The sequence below is a fragment of the Rickettsia finnyi genome, from assembly GCF_049668125.1.
In the GTDB taxonomy this organism is placed as follows: Bacteria; Pseudomonadota; Alphaproteobacteria; order Rickettsiales; family Rickettsiaceae; genus Rickettsia; species Rickettsia kotlanii.
In genome coordinates this window covers 1052471-1071772 of the sequence record NZ_CP187160.1, presented here as the reverse complement: position 1 = coordinate 1071772, position 19302 = coordinate 1052471, and the positions used below count along the sequence as shown (strand labels likewise).

Below are 19302 nucleotides of genomic sequence, written 5' to 3'. Positions count from 1 at the left end.
TTATTATAGCGAGTTCCCTTTTGGTTAAAATTACCTGTTTAAAAACATGAGCTTTTATCATAGTGATTACCTATAAATTGTTAGTTTTAAAAATATAAAATTGTTAAATAAAAAATCATATTTAGGGTAAAATAATGAGTTTAAAATCCGCTTGGCTAGATACGCCTCTTGGTTCTATGCTGGCAATTAGTGATACAGAAAGGCTTTATTTGCTCGATTTTGTTGAAAGTAAAGGATTAGAGCATAAAATTAAAAGACTTAAGATTAACGCAAAATCGGCTATTACTGCAGATCGCACTAGACCGATTATATCAATTGAAGAGGAGCTTAAATCTTACTTTAGCGGTACTTTGCAAAAATTTAATACTCCTATATATCTTTTAGGAAGCGAATTTCAGAAATTAGTATGGCAAGAGCTAATGAATGTACCTTACGGTGAAACAAGAAGTTACTTTACCCAAGCTAAATTAATAGGTATGGAAAGAGCTTATAGAGTCGTTGCAAATGCTAACGGAGCAAATAAATTTGCTATAATTATTCCATGTCACCGCATCATCAATAATAACGGTGAACTTGGCGGTTATGGTTCAGGGCTAGACCGCAAAAAATGGCTTATTGAACATGAGAGAAAATTTACAACAAATTAGAATTTTACTTGAGAATGCTACTATTCCTGTAGAACGTAGAACGCTATTCTTGAAAACTAGAGAAGGAGAGTATGGAGAGCATGACCTACCGTGCCGACTTTATGTATAATAGCTAAAAGTTATTATAATTTGGATATGGAGGATTGAAGCCGACTTATTACTTTAGAATTTAATGAAAAGAGATTTTTAGCGTTAGCTATTTTGATTATGCAATATCAGACAGCACAAGATAAAGAGTTTTTGTATAATTTTTATTTAAACAATATAAAACACGTAAATAATTGGAATTTAATGGATGCATCAGCTCATCATATAATCGGAGCTTATTTATGGGATAAAGAAAAGGATCATCTCTTTACACTAACAAAATCGGCAATTCTGTGGGAAAGACGAATAGCTATAGTTGTGCTACTTGGTATTTAAAAATAATACATTAGATACGACTTTTGAAATAGCAACATTACTCTTAAACAATAAACATGATTTAATGCATAAAGCAGTAGGTTGGATGCTACGTGAAGCAGGAAAAAAGATGAAAAACAATTAATAGATTTTTTGGATTGCTATACTTTGCAAATGCCCAGAACCGCAGTTTGTTATGCTATAGAGAGATTACTACAAGAATTGTACAAAAAATATCTTTTAAAAAACTAGATTTATATTTAATCTATGCTAATATTTCATTTTAATTTATTAAGGGTATTATTATGCTAAAAACATTACTAATTAGTTTTATAACTTTAATTTGTGCAGTAAGCTATGCTGATAACCAAACAGCTCAAAATCCTAATTCTACAAATTCTTCTTCTGATCAGTCCGATGATTTACCTGCAGAGGCAGCCGTTCACTTTGTACAGCCTTGGGCAAGACCTACAACAAATGTGCAAGGTAAAGTTCGCAATTCTGCTATGTATTTTACATTAATAAATAGTAGAAGTAAGAGTTATAATTTAGTGAATATATCTTCAGATAAGATAAGTGGAATAGAAATTCATCAAACAATTAATGATCAAGGGGTTAGTAAAATGGTAAAAGTGGATTATCCATTTTTAATTGCCGGTAATATTAATGTTGATTTTAAGCCCGGTGGCATGCATATTATGCTTTATGACCCAAAAGTAGATTTAAATGTAGGAGATGAGTTTAAAATAACCTTTTTCTTTGATGACAATACACGAAAAATAGTGAATGTTAAAGTCGCAAATGACAATCCGTATAATAAAACGGGGAATTGAAGGTTATGTTACATGGTGTACTCTTCTATGTCATGCCTGCAAAGGCAGGAATCCAGTAAAACCTATAAAAAACTTGTTTTTTTAGGTTTAATGTGTAATTTTTATATCAATATTAAGGTTATTTTTTCTGGATTCCGGCTTTTAGCTAAGAATGACATAGGAAACTATACACATGACCCTAGAAATTACCGGAAGTGAGTTAATTAAATCTAAACTTATAGATGCTCCTGAACATTCAGGGGTTTATCGCATGTTTGATGTTAACAAGCAAGTTATTTATGTCGGTAAAGCTAAAAATTTAAAAAAACGCCTTACTAATTACATTAAAAGCAATTTAGATAATAAGACGCTTCGGATGATTGCAAATACTTGTTTTTTAGAGTATAGCATCACTAATTCCGAAGTTGAAGCACTACTTTTAGAAGCACAGCTAATCAAGAAATTTCAGCCCAAATTTAATATTCTTCTTAAGGACTACAAGTCTTTTCCTTTCATTAAGTTACGTTTAGATCATGATTTCCCACAATTACTAAAATATCGAGGTAAAACTCTAAGTGACGGGAAGTTTTTTGGTCCTTTTGCCTCGAGTGCAGCAGTTAATACTACTTTGACCGAACTACAAAAAATTTTTAAATTACGTTCCTGCACGGATAATTACTTTAATTCACGTACTCGCCCTTGCTTACAATATGAAATAAAACGTTGTTATGCTCCTTGCGTTGGTAAAATAAACAAGGAAGACTATAGAGACTTAGTAACTCAGGTTAAAGATTTTTTACAAGGTCGCACTAAAGAACTCCAAGAGAACTTATCTAGAAAGATGGAAGAGCTAAGTAGTCAGATGTGTTTTGAAGGGGCGGCAGAAATTAGAGATCGCATTAAAGCACTTAGTTATGTGCAGCTTAAGGCAGGGGTTTCAGATGTCGTTAAAGACGCAGATATAATTGCTATTGTGGAAAAGAACGGGCATTATTGCGTGGAAGTATTTTTATATAGGGCAGGGCAAGCATGCGGTAATATCCCTTATTTTCCTACTTCTACCGCAAATAGTACCAAAGAAGAAGTATTAGAATATTTTTTATTACAATTTTACCAAAAACAACACGTGCCTGCGGCAATTATAATTAATCATGAAATTAATGATAAAGAGAATGTGATAGAGGCGATTAAGAAAATCAACAATATACTTCAGCTTAATATTACAGTACCTAATAAAGGCGGTAAGGCTAAATTAGTTCAAAATGCCGAGACAAATGCTTTATTTTCTCTAGAGCAGTATTTGAAGAAATTTGCAAAAAATCAAGAGATTATGTTTGAAATTAAAGAGCTATTTGGTCTTTCTGAAATTCCTGAAAGAATTGAGATTTATGATAATAGCCATATTCAAGGTAAGTTTGCGGTTGGAGTGATGGTAGTTGCTGGTAAAGTCGGTTTTGATAAAAAAGAATATCGGATTTTTAATGTCAATGCTCCCTCTCTCGTATGTCATCCCCGCGAAAGCAGGGATCCAGAAAGGTTAATCGATTCCTGCTTTCGCGGGAATGGCATAAAGAACTGCGGGGGTGACATAAAAGGTGACGATTATGAGATGCTCCGGCAAGTCCTAACAAGGCGGCTTACAAGGTTAAGGCAAGAGCCGTATAAATTGCCAAGCTTAATGATTATAGACGGCGGCAAAGGGCATTTAGGCGTCGTTAAAGAGGTGATGGATAAATTTGAAATGAATATTCCTTTTGTTTGTATGTCAAAAGGAGTAGATAGAAATGCCGGTTTTGAACAGTTCCATGTGATAGGTAAGGAAGTATTTACTCTAGATAAGAATTTGCCGGTTATGAAATATTTACAAATCTTGCGAGATGAGGCACATAATTTTGCCATAAAGAATCATAGACTAGGTAGATCACGTGCTATAAAAATATCAAGCCTTGACGATATAGAGGGTGTAGGTGAAACTCGAAAAAAAGCATTACTGCATTATTTCGGTTCGTATAAAGCAGTATGCGACGCAACCATAGATGAGCTTGCTAAAGTAAATGGTATTAACAAGTCACTTGCTGAGATGATTTTTAATGTTTTGCACAGAAAAAATTAATATTATAACTCATGAAAAACCTAGTTGTATGAGTCGTGATGTCATTACCGCGGAGGCGGGAATCCAGTCACTAAAAAGTCTAGACATACTAAATTTTAAAAATTAAAGGCTCGATTTTCCTACTGGTCACTGCATTCCCGCTCCCGCAGGAATGACATCGAGCAGGTTTCTGGATTCATGCAATAAGGCTAGCTTTTTATATCCTCAATAGGATCTTTAAATTTTTGGCATGCTTCGCCTATTAATTTAGGTGCATCATTCTGAGATAAATCATTAATATTAAATTTAGTTAAGTCAGGATAATATGGAGTCATTGTACCATGAATAGAATAATTTAAAGCTTCTGTCATTAAAGAGTTAACAGCATCATTATACGTAGCTATATCAGCTAAAGTGCTGCCATTAACGTCATCACGTGAATTAAGCTTAAATTTTATTCTCCCATTCTCGTCTTCAATAGGAATTATTATGCTATATTTTCCTTCAATACTATTTTGCTTAGACATAAAATCCTCATAATTCAATTATTAATCTTGAGTTAATATATTAAATTATTAAAACTTCAAGTAAATAGATAATATATTTTATATGACTTTCCTTGTAATGACATTAGAATACCACCATCCTAGAATAAATATCACAAGACTCACCATCGTCCCTATAAACACTCCTCTAAGGTTGCAATATTGCAATGATAAAGAATAATATTCCCATATTAAGAAGATAGCTGCTCCGCCAAGTGATGATAAGACCATTATAGTTTTAGATGTTCTGATACTAAAAAGCGTTGTTATTAACGGTACTAATATTACCGGTCCCCAGAAACCAGTGAAAAATACTACTAAGTCAATTACATTACTAAATTTTAAAGCTACAATTATTGCAAAACTGCCTATTATAACGTTAATAATTCGAGCAATTAATAATAATTTTTGCTGATTTTTAATCTTAAAAATAGGATTGATTATATCTTTAACAATAGCTATAGAAGTAACGTTTAAATCAGAATCAGCAGTAGACATAACGGCAGCTAAGAGTCCGCTCATTACTATCCCTTGAATTAAAGTCGGGATGATTTGGTTGATTAAATAAAGTAATACTAAATTTGATGGTTGGTTTGGATAAAGCTTATAAGCAATTAAACCATTTAAAGTAATGCAAATCAAGAAGAAAAAATATATAGCGGATTTTGCATATATTGCTTTAGTTGTTTGTGTAGGATTTTTATTAATTAAAGCTCTTTGAATGAATGTAGGATATAGATTCATGACGCTAAAGCTTAAAGCTGCTGCAATTGTATAAGAAAATAGGTTGCTCTGATCAAAATTTGTATTTTCCGTAGGTAGGTTATTAATAAAATCTACAAAACCGATTTTATTTAAACTGATAAAAGTTATGGTTGGTATAGCGATGATCATCGCCAAAAATTGTAGTAAATTAGTAAAAACAATAGATTGTAAACCGCCTATTGTAGTATATATAAGTACTATACTATAACTTAAAATTACCCCATTTACATCATTTATTTCTAAGATATATTGAAAAATATAGCCGCTTACGCTTATTTGAGCAGCCAAAAATCCCACTGAAACGATAACCGCACTAACCCCTCCAATAAAACGACCTATATTACCGTAATATGTACTCAGGATATCGCCGATGCTTTCAACTCCGTAATGTTTGGCAATTAAAGGTACTATATAGATTGCAATTAATATATCTATAGGTATTGTAAGTATAAGAGCGTAAGCATAATATTCATGCCCCAAAAAAGCCTTTTCCATAATGCCGAAAGTGGTGGCTCCTCCGACAGAACTTACAAATATCGTAGCTATTAATAACAGCTTACTATTTTGCGCTTTACTTTCAACATTTGCATAGTTCTTAAAACTACTATGTTTAGCTCGGTAATATATACCAATAAGTAGAATAGATATTAAGTATATGAATACGATAATATTATCAATAGGTAAATTAAACATAAATTAGATTTTAAAGCTCAAACTTAGCATTTGTTCACAATATATATGTAGTCAAGAATGCTAGATTTATAATTATGTGTCATAATCTGTTCCAAGAAGTTCAGTATTCAGTGTCCAAATATCTTGGTTGGGATCATATTTATATATTTTACCGTGGGGTTTAATTTTTTTTCAGTAGTTTTTTTCTTTAGGGGATAGTTAGCGTTTGATTGAGTTGTAGTTTTTATATTTTTACAATATTTATGTATTTTAAAAATACCTATTTTAAGTTGCGGCATAATTAACCTTTATTTATGTAAAAAATAAAATCATTATTAACATTAATCAATAATTATTTCAAATAAAACATAATAAAAATTAATAAGTCAATATTTTTTAAATTAACCTATATTAAAATAGTTCTATAGGTCATTATTGAGTATGTTTAAGAAACCTATTCATGTACTTCACCAGCTAATTTAAGTCCCAACTCTTCAGGATTTTCATCAGCAACCACAACAATTTTAGATATTCTGGAACCGGTATAGAAATTTGTAGTATCATTTAATTTTTCTATATCTTTAGTGGTAACAAGAGAATGATCTATTGTGCTAGAATTATTATTTTGAGACGCTATTGCACAAGGCTTAAAAAAGCTTTTAATTCAGGTTTATCATCAGGTACTAATTCTATTAGTTTTTTATCTCGATGATCTGCTCCATATATTATTAGTAATTTAACCATTTCTATGTAGCCTTCATGAGTAACTAATTGAAGAGGTGTATATCCATCTAAATCTTTTAACTCTGTTGAAGCTCCTTTTTCTAGTAAAAATTCAGCTATATCATAAAGTTTGCGGTAAATAGCCTTATGTAGAACTGTGTGATTAAACGAATCTTGAATATTGATATCATCACCTTGATCTAAAACCTTTTTTATAAGATGTTTTAGTTGAGCGGTTTGAAAAAGCTTGGATTGGTAAAAAGAATATGCTTCGTAAGTGATGTGAAACTGTTCGAATAGTTTATCTAGTGTAATGTAGCCGGAGTCTTGTGCAGAAGATGAAGATATCAGTGGTACTTCTTGAATGGCCGATAAACTAATGCTAGGGATAAAATTGGAAGAAGAAATAGGAGTTAGGGTGTCGTCATTTACCTTAAATTAATATATTAAATAATATGAATTTTCAAGGTGAAAATCACTTAAAAAAAATCCATAAAATCATTGGATTAAGCTTTGTTGTGTGGTTCGATGTCATTCCTGTATGGTGTTGTTGTGTGGATCAATTTCTCCTCTGTCATCCCGCGACTTTATCGCGGAATCCATTCTAAAATACTAATAATATTAGTATTTTAAATTATTTTTTTGGATACCGTGGTCAAGCCACGGTATGACATCTTAATAATTTACCTCATCCTTGTTAAAAACCCTTGACTCCTTGATATTCCTATAATATCCTATAATTTCCCATTAAATCCCAAATTAACCCAAATTATACCCGTGAATGTATTTTTATCTAAGTATGTAAATGGTGTTGATAAAAAGAGTAGGGTGTCGGTACCGGCGAATTACCGTGCGGTACTAGGGAAAGAATTATTTAACGGTGTAATTGCTTATCCGTCGATTAGGAATAATTGTATAGAGGTGTGTGGTATTTCGCATATCGAGAAATTAAGGCAGATGATAGAGACGCTTGATCCTTATTCCGAGGAGCGTGATGCGTTTGAGACTATGATATTCGGGGAAGCTGTACAACTTTCCTTTGATGGGGAGGGAAGAGTTATATTGCCGCAATCTTTAATGAAGCATGCAGGAATCGAAGAGCAAGCATGTTTTGTAGGTAAAGGGGTAATTTTCGAGATTTGGCAGCCGCAGAATTTTGAGAAATATTTAAATGCTGCTCAAAAAATTGCTCATGAAAAGCGGTTAACTCTAAGGAATGCTCATTAATGATACAATCTCACGTGCCTGTAATGCTAAATGAAATGTTAGAGGCCTTAAGCCCAAAAGACGGTGAGTCTTATTTAGATTGTACGTTTGGAGCAGGAGGATATAGCAAAGCAATATTAGAAAGCTGTAACTGTTATGTTACAGCCTTGGATCGTGATCCAAACGTGATTAAAAGAGCCGAAGAAATTCAGCAAAATTATAGTGAGAGATTTGATTTTGTAGAAACAAATTTTGCAGATAGTTTTGCAAAGCTTAAGGAAAAAAAATTTGATGGGATAGTGCTGGATTTAGGCGTTTCATCAATGCAGTTAGATATAGTAGATAGAGGATTTTCGTTTTTGCATGACGGACCACTCGATATGCGTATGAGCGGGCAAGGGCTTAGTGCCGAGGAGTTTGTAAATACGGCAGAGGAAAACGAGCTAGCTGACGTAATTTACCAATACGGAGATGAGAGCTTTTCACGAAAAATTGCTAAGAGAATTGTAGAATATAGAAAAACGGTGAGAATTGATAGTACAGGCAAGTTAGCTGAGATTGTTAGAAGTAGTATAGGATTTAGAAAAGGCAAAATTGATCCTGCAACTAAAACCTTTCAAGCCATTAGGATTTATGTAAATGATGAGCTTGGGGAGTTAGAGCAGTTTTTAGTGAATGTAAAAAATATATTAAAGAAAGACGGACGTTTAGTTGTGGTGTCTTTTCACTCTTTAGAAGATAGGATAGTTAAGAATTTCTTTAAAGAAAATTCGGAAAAGCCGGTAGTAAGATCAAAATATGCTAAAGACGACATGACGATTGATCCAAATAAATGGCTTAAGATTATTACTAACAAACCTCTAGCACCGTCAGATAAAGAAGTAGGGCTAAATATTAGAGCGAGATCGGCAAAACTTCGAGCAGCAAAAGCGATATATGAGTAATTAATTATGAGTATAAGAAAGCTTCACTATTTAACATTATTGATAACAATTATAGTAATATGTAGTTTATTTAGCATAAAGGAGCGAGTTTCAACTCTTGATTATCAATTAAGTAGCGTTGTAAAACAGATAAATAGTGAGAATAATAATATTCATATTTTAAAAGCAGAGCAAGCTTATCTACTTTTGCCGGCTAGATTGGCAAAACTTGCGGCGGCTTATTTAAAATTAGAAACAGTTAAATCTTATCAAATGATAAAAGATCCGTTAGGGCCAAATATCGATCAAAATATTAAATTTAATCATAATATTAGTATTTCCAAGAGTGGTAAATGGCGTTACAAAAGAATTACAAATAATAAGTATATACAGACTGTTTCGAGTAGAATGAAGGATACTCGATGAACTTCAAAACTGGCTACGTCATCTTACAAGTACTACGGTACTCACGTATTAAGTATACGCTCCGTTCCTCGTCTTGTGGATTCCTTGCTCTTTTTGAAGTTGATCTTCGTATCTTGGTAGGATTGTTGCATGGTTTGGAAAAAGCGTTCGATGTCATTCCCGCGTAGGCGGGAATCTAGGGTAAAGTGAGATAAATTGAGCTTTTCAAAAAATCTTGATTTCAAAGATTTTTGACTTTTCAAATCAAGTTTTGAAAAGGTTTTTAAGTACTGGATTCCCGCTTCCGCGGGCATGACATAAGGATTGCGGAAATATTAGTGTTTGAAACACCATAAATAACATATGAAACAAATTTTGGAAAAATGGAAACCTACAATTAAAAGTCTAACAATTTGGAATGTTTGTAGTAAAAATACAAAAATCCGATTATTAATGGTTATTTGTGGCTTTGCTTTTCTTTTTTGTACTTTATCTTACAGATTGATAATCGTTGCTACGAATGTTTACGATAAAAATATTAATTCCTTTAAAAAAAATCATCAATTTAGAAAAGAAATAGTTGATCGAAACGGTAATTTATTAGCAGTGAACCTACCTTCTGCCTCATTATTTGCTAATCCACAAATAGTACTTGATCCTGAAACTTCCGTAAAAAAGCTAGCAGAAATTCTACCTGATATTAATAAAGATAAATTACTTGCAGAACTTAAGTCAAATAAAAGCTTTATATGGGTAAAAAGGGATTTACTACCTAGTCAACAAGAAAAAATAACTAGCCTTGGGTTACTTGGTTTTGAATTTGAAGAAGAGCAGAAACGAATTTATACCTTTTCTAATTTATTGTCGCATGTTATTGGTTATGTAGGTAGAGACTCGGTAGGGCTTAGTGGCTTAGAGCTCGCGTATGATAAGTATTTAACTAATTCTGATTATGAATTAAACGAACCAAAGAATCGGAAAGAACCACTTCAATTATCTATTGATATCAGATTACAAAGTATTTTAAGTGAGGAGATTGATAAAACTTTAAAGCAATTTAAAGCCATAGGAGCAGTAGGCATTATTGCTGATCCAAATAATGGCGAGATTTTAGCATTAGTAAATAAGCCTGATTTCGATCCGCATTATCCGAGTTTAGCCAAACCGGAAGAACTGTTTAATATAGCAAGTCTTGGCATTTACGAAATGGGTTCGGTGTTTAAGGCATTAACTATGGCAGTCGGCTTTGATACCGGTGTAATAAATATGAATGATGCTTATGATATAAGCTATATGAAAGTAGGAGGATTCCAGCTTAAGGATTATACGCCAAGGCAAGGATGGCATAGTGTACCTGAGATTTTTCTATATTCTTCAAATATTGGCACAAGTCAAATTATGCTTGAAATCGGTAAAAGCAATTTTAAAAAATACCTAAAGAAATTAGGTCTATTAGATCAGTTACAAATAGAATTACCTGAACGAGGTACTCCGTTATTTCCTTCTGAGAAAAGATGGAATGAGTTAACGAGTGTTACTATGTCGTATGGCTACGGCATTTCGATTAGTCCTTTGCATTTTGTTAGAGCAATGTTACCGGTTGTTAACGGCGGTACTTTATATGATCTTACTTTATTAAAAAGAAAGGATGAAAAAGTAATAGGTACAAAAGTTTTTAGTGAAAATACCTCCACCCAAATGAAGAAATTATTTAGAGCGGTAGTAAAAGAAGGTAACGGTAAAAGAGCAGAGGTCAAAGGCTATCTTATCGGCGGTAAGACCGGTACGGCAGAAAAACTTTCACAAGGGGCAGGGGGAAAAAAGAAATATCTAAAAAATAGTAGAGCGTCATCGTTTTTAGGTATGCTGCCTGCATCTAACCCGCAATATATTATTTTTATTAGATTTGATGAGCCGAAACCGACTAAAGAAAGCTTTGGCTTTGCAACTGCAAGCTGGACGGCTGCCCCTACTGCCGGTAGAGTATTTGAACGTATGATATCTTTATATGGTTTAGAACCGATAGAACAAAGTGAGGCAGAAAGTTAAAATATTACCTAATAATTATAGATTTTGTCATTGCGAGCAGGCATTGCTGCGTAGATCGGTAAAACCTACTTGATGTCATCCCCGTCTATGCGGGAATGACATAAAATGATCTGTGCAACAAAAAGCCTAAATTTTCTGGCAATGACGCATTTATAAGCTAAAAAGGAGGTTTTTATGTCAAAAAATAAAAATATAACAGATAAACCTAGTATACCTATCCCGCGGCTTAAGTCTTTTGATCTAAATAATATTATATTAAAACAACTATTTATATCCACAAGTTCCGAGGCACAAGAAGAATTAGAGCTTAGCGGTAATGATACAAGACCTAACACTAGTTGTTGTGAGTTATTGTAGAATCCATATTCATTTTTTAAAACTGTACAAAATAGAAAATTAATTTATATTTTGTATACGGTTGATATGGTCGTTGGGTGACTTCGATTTTTCTATTGTCACCCCGTGGCTTGACCATGGGGGCCAGTAAAAATGACCACACAAAATGTTGTTTATATAGATCCCGCGATCAAGTCATGGTATGACACAGTACAAAACTATATAACAAAAAACTATTTATGTTGAAGATAAAACAGGAAATATATAAAAATAGCTTACAAATAATATTAAAATTGCTGTGTGCTTTGCTATGTTTTTTTATAATATTATTTCCGTTAGTGAGTTATAAAATAAATATTCACAGCAGAATCTTTCCGGCGATGGAAATGATATTTATTTATTATTTTATGTCGTTATATTCCTTAAATATTTTTAGCATATTTTTTCTCGGTCTATTTATAGATCAAATAAGTGGTATGCCTATCGGTACAAATTCGCTAGTTTTTGTATCAGCATATACGATTTATAAATTATCTTCAAAATATTTTGTAGCTAAAAACTATTTAATAAATTTCATTATTTTTTGCGTTTATTGTTTATTTATATTGAATTTTAAATATTTACTAATAACAATCAAGAAGCTAGAAGCAGACGGATATTTAATAATTTTCTTTCAATTTTTAACAACTATATTTTCTTATAATATAATTCGTCTTATACTTGACTCTCCTATGAATTACTTTAAAAAGTATGCTAAATAAGAAAATACTACATGGTGAGTTAATTTCACGAAGAGCATTTATAATCGGATTAGGTAAACTCGGATTTTTATCGTTGCTTGGAATAAGAATGTTTTATTTACAGCTTATTAAAAGCGAAGAATATAAGACTTTATCGGATAAGAATCGTATTAATTTCATTGTACTTCCACCGACTAGAGGAAGAATTTACGATGTAGACGGTAATATTTTAGCTACTAATAAACCATGTTATCAGCTAGTAATAGATAGGAGCATTAATAATAATTATAGGGATGAATTAGAAATAATTAGTAATATTCTAAATTTATCTCTGGAAAAATATAATTATATTAAGCGAAAAATTAAAAAATCTAGTCGCCACACTCCTTTAATAATATTTGATCAGCTTGATTGGCAGCAAGTATCAATGATTGAAGAACAAAAGCATAAACTCGCTTCAATATTTATTGATATAGGTTATTTAAGGTTTTATCCTTTTTCAAGCGTTACTTCTCATTTAATTGGTTATCTTGGTCAAATAAATGAGCAAGAGAAGCAGGAATTAAATATACATAGTCTAAGCGATTTTAATATCGGTAAATCCGGTATTGAAAAATATTACGATAACAAATTACGAGGAGCATTTGGTTATAAAAAAGTTGAAGTAAATGCTTACGGTAAGCAGGTAAGAGAAATAGCAGGAACCCCTACTAAATCGGGTGAAGATATGCATTTAAATATCGATGCGTCTCTTCAGCAAAATATCCAGCAATATTTAAATCCTAAAGGTTCTTCGGCAATAGTTATGGATACTAAAACCGGAAATGTACTAATTTGTGCTTCCACCCCGGGTTTTGAATCAAATCATTTCAGTAAATTATCGGAAAATTATTGGCAAAGTTTAACGAGTGATCCTTATAAGCCTTTAATTAATAGGGTAATACAAAATTCTTATCCTCCAGGCTCGGTTTTTAAAATAATTACCGTACTTGCCGCCCTTGAAGTAGGTATTAATCCTAATAAAACCGTTTTTTGCGACGGTAGCTCTGCTCTTGGTACTAATAGCTTTAGATGTTGGAATCATAGCGGACACGGAACGTTAGATATGATGTCTGCTTTAAAGCATTCTTGTAATATTTATATGTATGAATTAGCAAGAATAGTAGGTCCGGATAAAATTCTTGAAGTTGCAAAAGAATTTGGCCTCGGCTCAAAAACCGGTATTGATTTAGCTCCTGAAAGTCGCGGGTTTGTACCGTCAAAAGAGTGGAAAAAGAAAAAATTAAAGCTTCCTTGGTCAATAGGAGATAGTTTTAATTTAGCAATCGGACAGGGGTTTCTAGGGGTAACGCCGATGCAGCTTGCAAGGTTTATTACGGCTATTGCAAGTAACGGTAAACTGTATACGCCTAGAATATTAAAAAATGATCCGGAATTTTATAATGTCAATATTAAGCCCGAAAATATCACAATAATCCAAGAAAGTTTGTATAATACCGTTAATGTTGCGGGAGGTACGGCGTATTATAATAGAATTTTAGGCAAAAATAGGCAGCTCGCTGGTAAGACCGGTACTTCGCAGGTGCAAGGCAAACTAAATGCTAAAGATGATTTAAGTCGTAAATCTATTGCTTGGGAGAGGCGTAATCATGCCTTGTTCTTAGGCTTCGCTCCTTATCACGATCCTAGTTATTCCGTTACCGTCTTTATTGATCATGGCGGAGGCGGTAGTAAAGTCGCCGCCCCTGTAGCTCGTAAAATTATGTCGGACGTGTTGGATAAGTATTTATAGCTTTTTTCAGTTTGTAGTTTGTGCTATTATGTGTCGTAATGTGTTATTAATTAAAGATAGGTCACAAGATGGCAAGACTGAATTTAACTATTCCGGACGAACTAAATAATAGTTTAGCATAGTCAGCAAAAAACTTAGACAGATCAAAAGGGTATATAGTACGTAAAGCAATTGAATGTTATCTACAGGAAATATAAGAAGATTCAGAAGATGCTAAAATTGCTTTGCAAAGAATTTAATGCCCCTGGTTTTAAAACTGACACTACTGACGAAGTTAGGGAATGGTTAAAAAAGAAAAATGTTTAAAGTTATATGAGAAAATAAGGTACGTGCAGAATTAGCTGAATTGTGTGTATCCAGCAACTTAAAATACTAATAATATTAGTATTTTTAACTAGACCCCGTGATCAAGGAATTAGGTGACAATGGCAAAACTGATCCACGCGGGTAATGCTAGCTTTATATAATTATATCTTAACTCATATCAAAAAATACTTTATTTTAGTTAGTAGTTTGTGTTATTAATAACTAGGCTTTGCGTGCGGAAAATTAAATTAATCTATAGATTTTTTTGAAATAAGAATAACTATTATTGCAAAAATCTTATTAGTGTTCTTTTACAAAACCTAGGAATTATTATAGAGGTATATATGTCTAAGAAAAAGCAGGACGATCAAATAATAAAAGAATTAGAAGAGAGACTAGCAAAACTTAAAGGCACTCCTCCATCACTTGAAGAATTAGAAGAAAGGTTTGCAAAGCTCCAAGATAGACCTTATATCCCCACAAAAAAATCCAGTAATGAGGTAGACGATCTAATTGAGCAGCTGCAATCTGAGCTTAAACTAGAACAAAAAAGTAAAAGCCTTAATGATAAAAAAGACCAAGCAATACGTGATAGGCTAGATAAATTGAGAGAAGACAGCCCTATAACGCAAAAAAAGACACCTATAGATCTTTCTTTTAATGATACTAAATCAATAATTACCGATACTATAGATGCGCAGGCAGATATAGCTAGTTCATATGCTAATCGTTCTACCGAGTTAGAGGAGAAAAAAGCATTACTCCATTTAGCTAATAATCTAACTGAAGCGAGAGATATTATTAGGGATATACCCCCTATATCTAAAGAATATGCGCCTAAACTATTAGATGTTATTGCTAGTGGGTTAGGTAAAATTTATGAAGGAATAAAGAAAATAGCTTCGCCTGCAGTTAATATTATAAAAGACATAGGTAGTAGTCTTGTTAGTTCGATTAAATCACTTCCTCACAAATCTGCCAGGCAACAAATAAAATTAAAGAAGTTATATAGAACATATGTTGATTTGAAAGGAATAAAGCCAAAGATAAAAGAAGAGTTTCTTAAAAAACATTATGAGCGAATTGATCAGCTACAAACTCCTAAGGAAATATTTGTAGAAACTGCCAAAATTACTAAATCTATAAGGATAGTCGGAAAACAAAAGATAAATAATCTTAAACAACAAATTATTAATAGAATGAAGCAGCAAAGTCCTACTGCTTTTATAAATAATAATTCATTTACACCGTCTAATACTCCTACTAATAAAGCAAGGTCTTCCAAGAGCAACCAAAGGTAAATGCTATATCATTCCTGCGAAAGCATGCATCTAGAAAAAGCCCCCTTAATATTGGATAAAATTATACCTTTAACAAAATAAGCATATAAAAAATTTTTTATATGTTTTACTGGATTCCCGCTTTCGCGGGAATGACATAAAGAGCATTTAGTGATCCACGCAACAATGTCAAGCGGGGATGACATACTGAATGTTTGTATAAGGATAAGGTATTTAAAGATTATTCTACTCCTTTCATTCCGCTTGTCTTAGCTTTATCAAACGAAGTATCTTTAATTGCTGCTTCGGTAAAATCGGCATTTGTTAGGTCAGAGTTATTAAAGCCCGCCTGATCAATTTTAGCTGATTTAAATATACTATCTGTTAATATTGAGTTTAAAAAATCTGTTTTAGTAAGTATTGCTGCAGAAAAATTAGCCTCTTTTAAAATAGAATTTTTTATTACCGTGTTTGTTAGGTTAGCATTTTTAAAGATACTATTTGAAAAATCTACTCTATCAAATATTAAGTTGCTCAAGTCAAAATTTGTTAAATTCATATTTGCTAAGTGAGTTATTTTTTGCAAATCTTTTACCGAATTTATTACTATATTATTTGGTAGAATTTTGCTCGAATTATCACTATTTAAAATAATATTATTAGAAACATTAGTATTAATAAAACCGGAATACGCTTGGTAGTTAATATTATTTATTTGCGCATTAGAAAGGACGGAGTTAATAACCGCAGTATTTGTTAGATTGGAATTTATTAGAGCTACTTGGTTTAAATTGCCTAAAGTAATTTTAACATCTGCAAAATTTACATTTTGTATTAAAGATTTAGAGAAATTTATATTATTAAATTGTCCGTTAGTTATATTTGAGTTTATTATTTCACTACTGTTTAAGTCAGTATTAATCACTATAAATTGTTTAAAATCATTATTGCTAAAAATATTATTAGTACAGCTAATATTATCTAAAGTAATATTTGAGCCTTTAGTTTTATTAATCCTTACAAAATTAGCATGACTATTTTTTATTGATAAATTATTAAATTTATTATCGTTTAGACTCATATTATTTAATATAGCATTATCGATTTTAAAATGATTTAAAACTGAACTACTAATTGTACTATTTTGTAAATCACATTTAGTAAGGCTAATATTTTGTAATGTTGAATCTTGAAAGGAAGCGTATGAAAAGAAAGAGTTATTACTTTGTACGTTATTAAAATTTACTTCATTAAAAATACTTTGTGTGAAGTTAGAATCCTTAATTATTACTGCTGTTAATTTAGTTTGACTTAGGTCGCTAGATTCAAAATAATTATTAGTAAAATTGGTATTATTTATTATACTTTTTTCTAAATCTGTACCGTAAAATATTGAATTTGTTATATTAGTATTTTTAAAGCTATTATTCTTTAGGTTAGCTTTTTGAAAATTAACACCGTCGATAGTATTATTGCTCCATAATACATGACTAAATTTAGACTTTTCAAAGTTGACATTTATTATAGTAGTTTTATTAAAAGCAGTATCGCTAAAATTTGATTGAACAAAATTTGTATTTTGTAATGTTATATTGTGAAAAATTGAACCTTGAAAGTCAGAATTATATCCGGAAATATTTTTTATTACCGAATCTGCAAAATTACTTTCTTGAATTATAGCATTTGTAAGTATTGCTTTTTCTAAATTGCTACCTGCAAAATCAGCACGTAATATTTCGCAAGAAGTCAAATCTATTCCTGATAAATCTTCATTTATTAGCTGTACTCCTATTAATTTTACTCCTTTTAAATTTGAACCGAACTTCTTTTTAAGGTTTACTTTAAGGTTTTTAGAATTTTGCGATATTATGTAATTCTGAATTACCGTGCTTTGGCTATCCGTAAGTAATCCGTTCGCATCACGAGTAGCTTCGGAGCAGCTGCTTAATAACAAATAAATCGTAATTATTGATATGACTTTAAGCATTTGCTTCCTCATATTCTTCTTCATTTATTCTATTTGTAGGAGGTATATGTAAGTTTAATAATTTTAATTTACGATGCAAAGCCGATCTTTCCATACCGACAAATGAGGATGTTTTTGAAATATTATTATTAAAACGACTCATTTGTGCCGATAGATATTGACGCTCAAAAACTTCTCTAGCTTCTCTAAGCGGCATAGATAACATATCAAAGCTATCTTCAAGTTTTTTAAGATTAGCACTATTTGCTAATATTTCAGAAGGTATCATATAAGGTTTGATAATTTCATTATTATCTGTAGTTAACGGATTCATAATTAAAGTCCATTCAACAACGTTACGTAATTGTCTAATATTGCCCGGCCATTCATAGGATTGAAGAGCAGCGATAGTTTCATCGGCAAAGCTACGTTCTTTTAAACCTGAAAATTTTGAAAGTTGCTTAACAAAATACTTAACGAGTAGTGGTATATCTTCTTTTCTTTCATATAATGAAGGTACTTTTAGAGAGGATACATTAAGGCGATAATATAGATCTTCTAGGAATTTGCCGTTATTAACTTCATCTTGGATATTTTTAGAAGTACCGGTGATAATTTTTATATCAATTTTAATATTTTTTCCGCAAGGTTTTGTAATAGTTTGATCTTTAAGGAATTTTAATAATTTTACTTGGATAGGGATAGGAATATTACTGACCTCATCTATATATAAAGTACCGTTATTGGCAAATTCTAAGATCGTAGGGCGTTTATTATTATTTACCTGCTTTTCCGATTCGCCGAATAATTCTTGATTGATTTTTTCCGTAGTCATACAAGTAGGGCTGAAAATAATGAACGGATTATTAACCCTTTTAGATTGTTTATGAATTAATCTTGCTGCAAGTTCTTTACCGCTACCGACTTTACCGTGAATCATTATACGACTGCTAGAGCTAGCTGCCTTTTCTATTGCCATTTTATATTTTAAAGTTACCGCACATCCGCCTACTAATTCAGTTTTATCTATAACCTTTGATTTTAAATCTATATTTTCGCGTTTTAACTTTGTTACTTCGCAAGCTCTTGTAAGTAAAATAACTAATTTATCATTATTAAACGGTTTTTCTATATAATCGTAAGCACCCATTTTTATAGCATTTACTGCTGTTTCTATAGTACCGTGACCGCTAATAATTATTACCGGCATTAAAGGATAGCGTTTTTTAATTATCTCTAAAATCCCAAGCCCGTCAATTTCGCTTCCTTGAAGCCAAATATCAAGTATAACTGCAGAGACCGGTTTTTCGGAAAGTATTTTAAAGGCTTGAGTACTATTAGCGGCAACCTTAGGGTTAAAACCTTCATCTTTCAAATTTGCAGCAATGAGATTTCGTATACTCTCTTCATCGTCTACTATTAAAACATCTAGTTGTGACATTACAATTTACCTTAAAAACATTAATACTAGGTTCTTACGTACGATTTCTAATTGATTTACTATTTTACGATATTTTTTAGCGAAAGATTTTTGAAAGAATGAGTTATTCATATTTCAAAAAAATCTTATAATTTGTAGCAAAAAATGGCCAAAATTAAATCTTTTTAGAAATCGTACGTAAGAACCTAAATATATACGTT

General features: G+C 31.8%; 17 protein-coding genes and 2 pseudogenes. 14 read left to right on the top strand and 5 right to left on the bottom strand.

The annotated features are described in order from the left end of the window. Positions 1 to 134 precede the first annotated feature (134 nt). From ACPKKV_RS05885 to uvrC, 6 genes and pseudogenes are all read left to right on the top strand, one after another. Positions 135 to 647, top strand: coding sequence for a methylated-DNA--[protein]-cysteine S-methyltransferase (locus ACPKKV_RS05885; protein WP_392506670.1), 513 nt, complete (start codon positions 135 to 137; stop codon positions 645 to 647). Then, positions 622 to 794, top strand: a pseudogene (locus ACPKKV_RS05880) (DNA alkylation repair protein). The gene ACPKKV_RS05885 and the pseudogene ACPKKV_RS05880 overlap by 26 nt, the downstream one beginning before the upstream one ends. 60 nt (positions 795 to 854) lie before the next feature. Next, positions 855 to 1070: a DNA alkylation repair protein gene (locus tag ACPKKV_RS05875; protein WP_392506669.1), complete on the top strand. Its 216-nt coding sequence runs from the start codon at positions 855 to 857 to the stop codon at positions 1068 to 1070. Next, positions 1060 to 1194 (top strand): DNA alkylation repair protein, encoded by a 135-nt coding sequence (locus ACPKKV_RS05870; protein ID WP_392506667.1) that lies wholly within the window; start codon positions 1060 to 1062, stop codon positions 1192 to 1194. The genes ACPKKV_RS05875 and ACPKKV_RS05870 overlap by 11 nt, the downstream gene beginning before the upstream one ends. A gap of 160 nt (positions 1195 to 1354) precedes the next feature. Continuing rightward, positions 1355 to 1882: a copper chaperone PCu(A)C gene (locus tag ACPKKV_RS05865; RefSeq protein WP_392506665.1), complete on the top strand. Its 528-nt coding sequence runs from the start codon at positions 1355 to 1357 to the stop codon at positions 1880 to 1882. A 172-nt stretch (positions 1883 to 2054) separates the two neighbouring features. Next, complete coding sequence (uvrC, locus tag ACPKKV_RS05860) at positions 2055 to 3974, top strand: excinuclease ABC subunit UvrC (protein ID WP_392506664.1); 1920 nt, start codon at positions 2055 to 2057, stop codon at positions 3972 to 3974. A gap of 188 nt (positions 3975 to 4162) precedes the next feature. Here the strand turns inward: uvrC and ACPKKV_RS05855 are convergent, their stop codons facing one another. The 3 genes and pseudogenes from ACPKKV_RS05855 to ACPKKV_RS05845 all read right to left on the bottom strand — a co-directional run. Beyond that, a complete protein-coding gene (locus ACPKKV_RS05855) occupies positions 4163 to 4480 on the bottom strand; it encodes a hypothetical protein (protein WP_392506962.1) in 318 nt (105 codons plus the stop codon). 78 nt (positions 4481 to 4558) lie between these two features. After that, positions 4559 to 5956 carry a sodium:solute symporter family protein gene (locus ACPKKV_RS05850; protein WP_392506663.1) on the bottom strand — a complete coding sequence of 466 codons (1398 nt, stop codon included), beginning with the start codon at positions 5954 to 5956 and terminating at the stop codon, positions 4559 to 4561. A 726-nt stretch (positions 5957 to 6682) separates the two neighbouring features. Beyond that, positions 6683 to 6838, bottom strand: a pseudogene (locus ACPKKV_RS05845) (ankyrin repeat domain-containing protein); the annotation flags it as partial. A gap of 597 nt (positions 6839 to 7435) precedes the next feature. Here ACPKKV_RS05845 and mraZ point away from each other — a divergent pair. The 8 genes from mraZ (at position 7436) to ACPKKV_RS05805 (ending at position 15716) form a co-directional block, all read left to right on the top strand. Then, entirely contained in the window at positions 7436 to 7885 is a 450-nt protein-coding gene (gene mraZ, locus ACPKKV_RS05840) for a division/cell wall cluster transcriptional repressor MraZ (protein ID WP_010977464.1), read from the top strand. After that, the gene (gene rsmH, locus ACPKKV_RS05835) at positions 7885 to 8808 is read left to right on the top strand and encodes a 16S rRNA (cytosine(1402)-N(4))-methyltransferase RsmH (RefSeq protein ID WP_392506661.1); all 924 of its coding nucleotides are present in this window, start codon (positions 7885 to 7887) and stop codon (positions 8806 to 8808) included. The genes mraZ and rsmH overlap by 1 nt, the downstream gene beginning before the upstream one ends. 6 nt (positions 8809 to 8814) lie before the next feature. Continuing rightward, positions 8815 to 9213 carry a cell division protein FtsL gene (ftsL, locus tag ACPKKV_RS05830; RefSeq protein ID WP_392506659.1) on the top strand — a complete coding sequence of 133 codons (399 nt, stop codon included), beginning with the start codon at positions 8815 to 8817 and terminating at the stop codon, positions 9211 to 9213. Positions 9214 to 9555: 342 nt separating this feature from the next. Further along, positions 9556 to 11241 carry a peptidoglycan D,D-transpeptidase FtsI family protein gene (locus ACPKKV_RS05825; protein WP_392506658.1) on the top strand — a complete coding sequence of 562 codons (1686 nt, stop codon included), beginning with the start codon at positions 9556 to 9558 and terminating at the stop codon, positions 11239 to 11241. A gap of 174 nt (positions 11242 to 11415) precedes the next feature. After that, positions 11416 to 11598 (top strand): hypothetical protein, encoded by a 183-nt coding sequence (locus ACPKKV_RS05820; RefSeq protein ID WP_392506657.1) that lies wholly within the window; start codon positions 11416 to 11418, stop codon positions 11596 to 11598. Between the two features lie 218 nt (positions 11599 to 11816). After that, entirely contained in the window at positions 11817 to 12338 is a 522-nt protein-coding gene (locus ACPKKV_RS05815; RefSeq protein WP_392506656.1) for a hypothetical protein, read from the top strand. Next, complete coding sequence (gene mrdA / locus ACPKKV_RS05810) at positions 12328 to 14109, top strand: penicillin-binding protein 2 (protein ID WP_392506655.1); 1782 nt, start codon at positions 12328 to 12330, stop codon at positions 14107 to 14109. Before ACPKKV_RS05815 ends, mrdA begins: the two co-directional genes overlap by 11 nt. 650 nt (positions 14110 to 14759) lie before the next feature. Next, entirely contained in the window at positions 14760 to 15716 is a 957-nt protein-coding gene (locus tag ACPKKV_RS05805; protein ID WP_392506654.1) for a hypothetical protein, read from the top strand. A 220-nt stretch (positions 15717 to 15936) separates the two neighbouring features. Here ACPKKV_RS05805 and ACPKKV_RS05800 read toward each other — a convergent pair whose 3' ends face one another. Further along, positions 15937 to 17682: a pentapeptide repeat-containing protein gene (locus ACPKKV_RS05800; RefSeq protein ID WP_392506653.1), complete on the bottom strand. Its 1746-nt coding sequence runs from the start codon at positions 17680 to 17682 to the stop codon at positions 15937 to 15939. After that, entirely contained in the window at positions 17675 to 19102 is a 1428-nt protein-coding gene (locus ACPKKV_RS05795; RefSeq protein WP_392506651.1) for a sigma-54-dependent transcriptional regulator, read from the bottom strand. The genes ACPKKV_RS05800 and ACPKKV_RS05795 overlap by 8 nt, the downstream gene beginning before the upstream one ends. Positions 19103 to 19302 lie beyond the last annotated feature (200 nt).

Excerpts from the sequence above, each read along its gene's own strand:
- ACPKKV_RS05820 (WP_392506657.1), top strand. The coding sequence starts at position 11,416 with ATGTCAAAAAATAAAAATATAACAGATAAACCTAGTATACCTATCCCG.
- uvrC (WP_392506664.1), top strand. The coding sequence starts at position 2,055 with ATGACCCTAGAAATTACCGGAAGTGAGTTAATTAAATCTAAACTTATA.
- ACPKKV_RS05795 (WP_392506651.1), bottom strand. The coding sequence starts at position 19,102 with ATGTCACAACTAGATGTTTTAATAGTAGACGATGAAGAGAGTATACGA.
- ACPKKV_RS05855 (WP_392506962.1), bottom strand. The coding sequence starts at position 4,480 with ATGTCTAAGCAAAATAGTATTGAAGGAAAATATAGCATAATAATTCCT.
- ACPKKV_RS05875 (WP_392506669.1), top strand. The coding sequence starts at position 855 with ATGCAATATCAGACAGCACAAGATAAAGAGTTTTTGTATAATTTTTAT.
- ACPKKV_RS05850 (WP_392506663.1), bottom strand. The coding sequence starts at position 5,956 with ATGTTTAATTTACCTATTGATAATATTATCGTATTCATATACTTAATA.
- ACPKKV_RS05825 (WP_392506658.1), top strand. The coding sequence starts at position 9,556 with ATGAAACAAATTTTGGAAAAATGGAAACCTACAATTAAAAGTCTAACA.
- ACPKKV_RS05815 (WP_392506656.1), top strand. The coding sequence starts at position 11,817 with ATGTTGAAGATAAAACAGGAAATATATAAAAATAGCTTACAAATAATA.
- ACPKKV_RS05865 (WP_392506665.1), top strand. The coding sequence starts at position 1,355 with ATGCTAAAAACATTACTAATTAGTTTTATAACTTTAATTTGTGCAGTA.
- ACPKKV_RS05805 (WP_392506654.1), top strand. The coding sequence starts at position 14,760 with ATGTCTAAGAAAAAGCAGGACGATCAAATAATAAAAGAATTAGAAGAG.
- mrdA (WP_392506655.1), top strand. The coding sequence starts at position 12,328 with ATGCTAAATAAGAAAATACTACATGGTGAGTTAATTTCACGAAGAGCA.
- ftsL (WP_392506659.1), top strand. The coding sequence starts at position 8,815 with ATGAGTATAAGAAAGCTTCACTATTTAACATTATTGATAACAATTATA.
- ACPKKV_RS05885 (WP_392506670.1), top strand. The coding sequence starts at position 135 with ATGAGTTTAAAATCCGCTTGGCTAGATACGCCTCTTGGTTCTATGCTG.
- rsmH (WP_392506661.1), top strand. The coding sequence starts at position 7,885 with ATGATACAATCTCACGTGCCTGTAATGCTAAATGAAATGTTAGAGGCC.
- ACPKKV_RS05800 (WP_392506653.1), bottom strand. The coding sequence starts at position 17,682 with ATGCTTAAAGTCATATCAATAATTACGATTTATTTGTTATTAAGCAGC.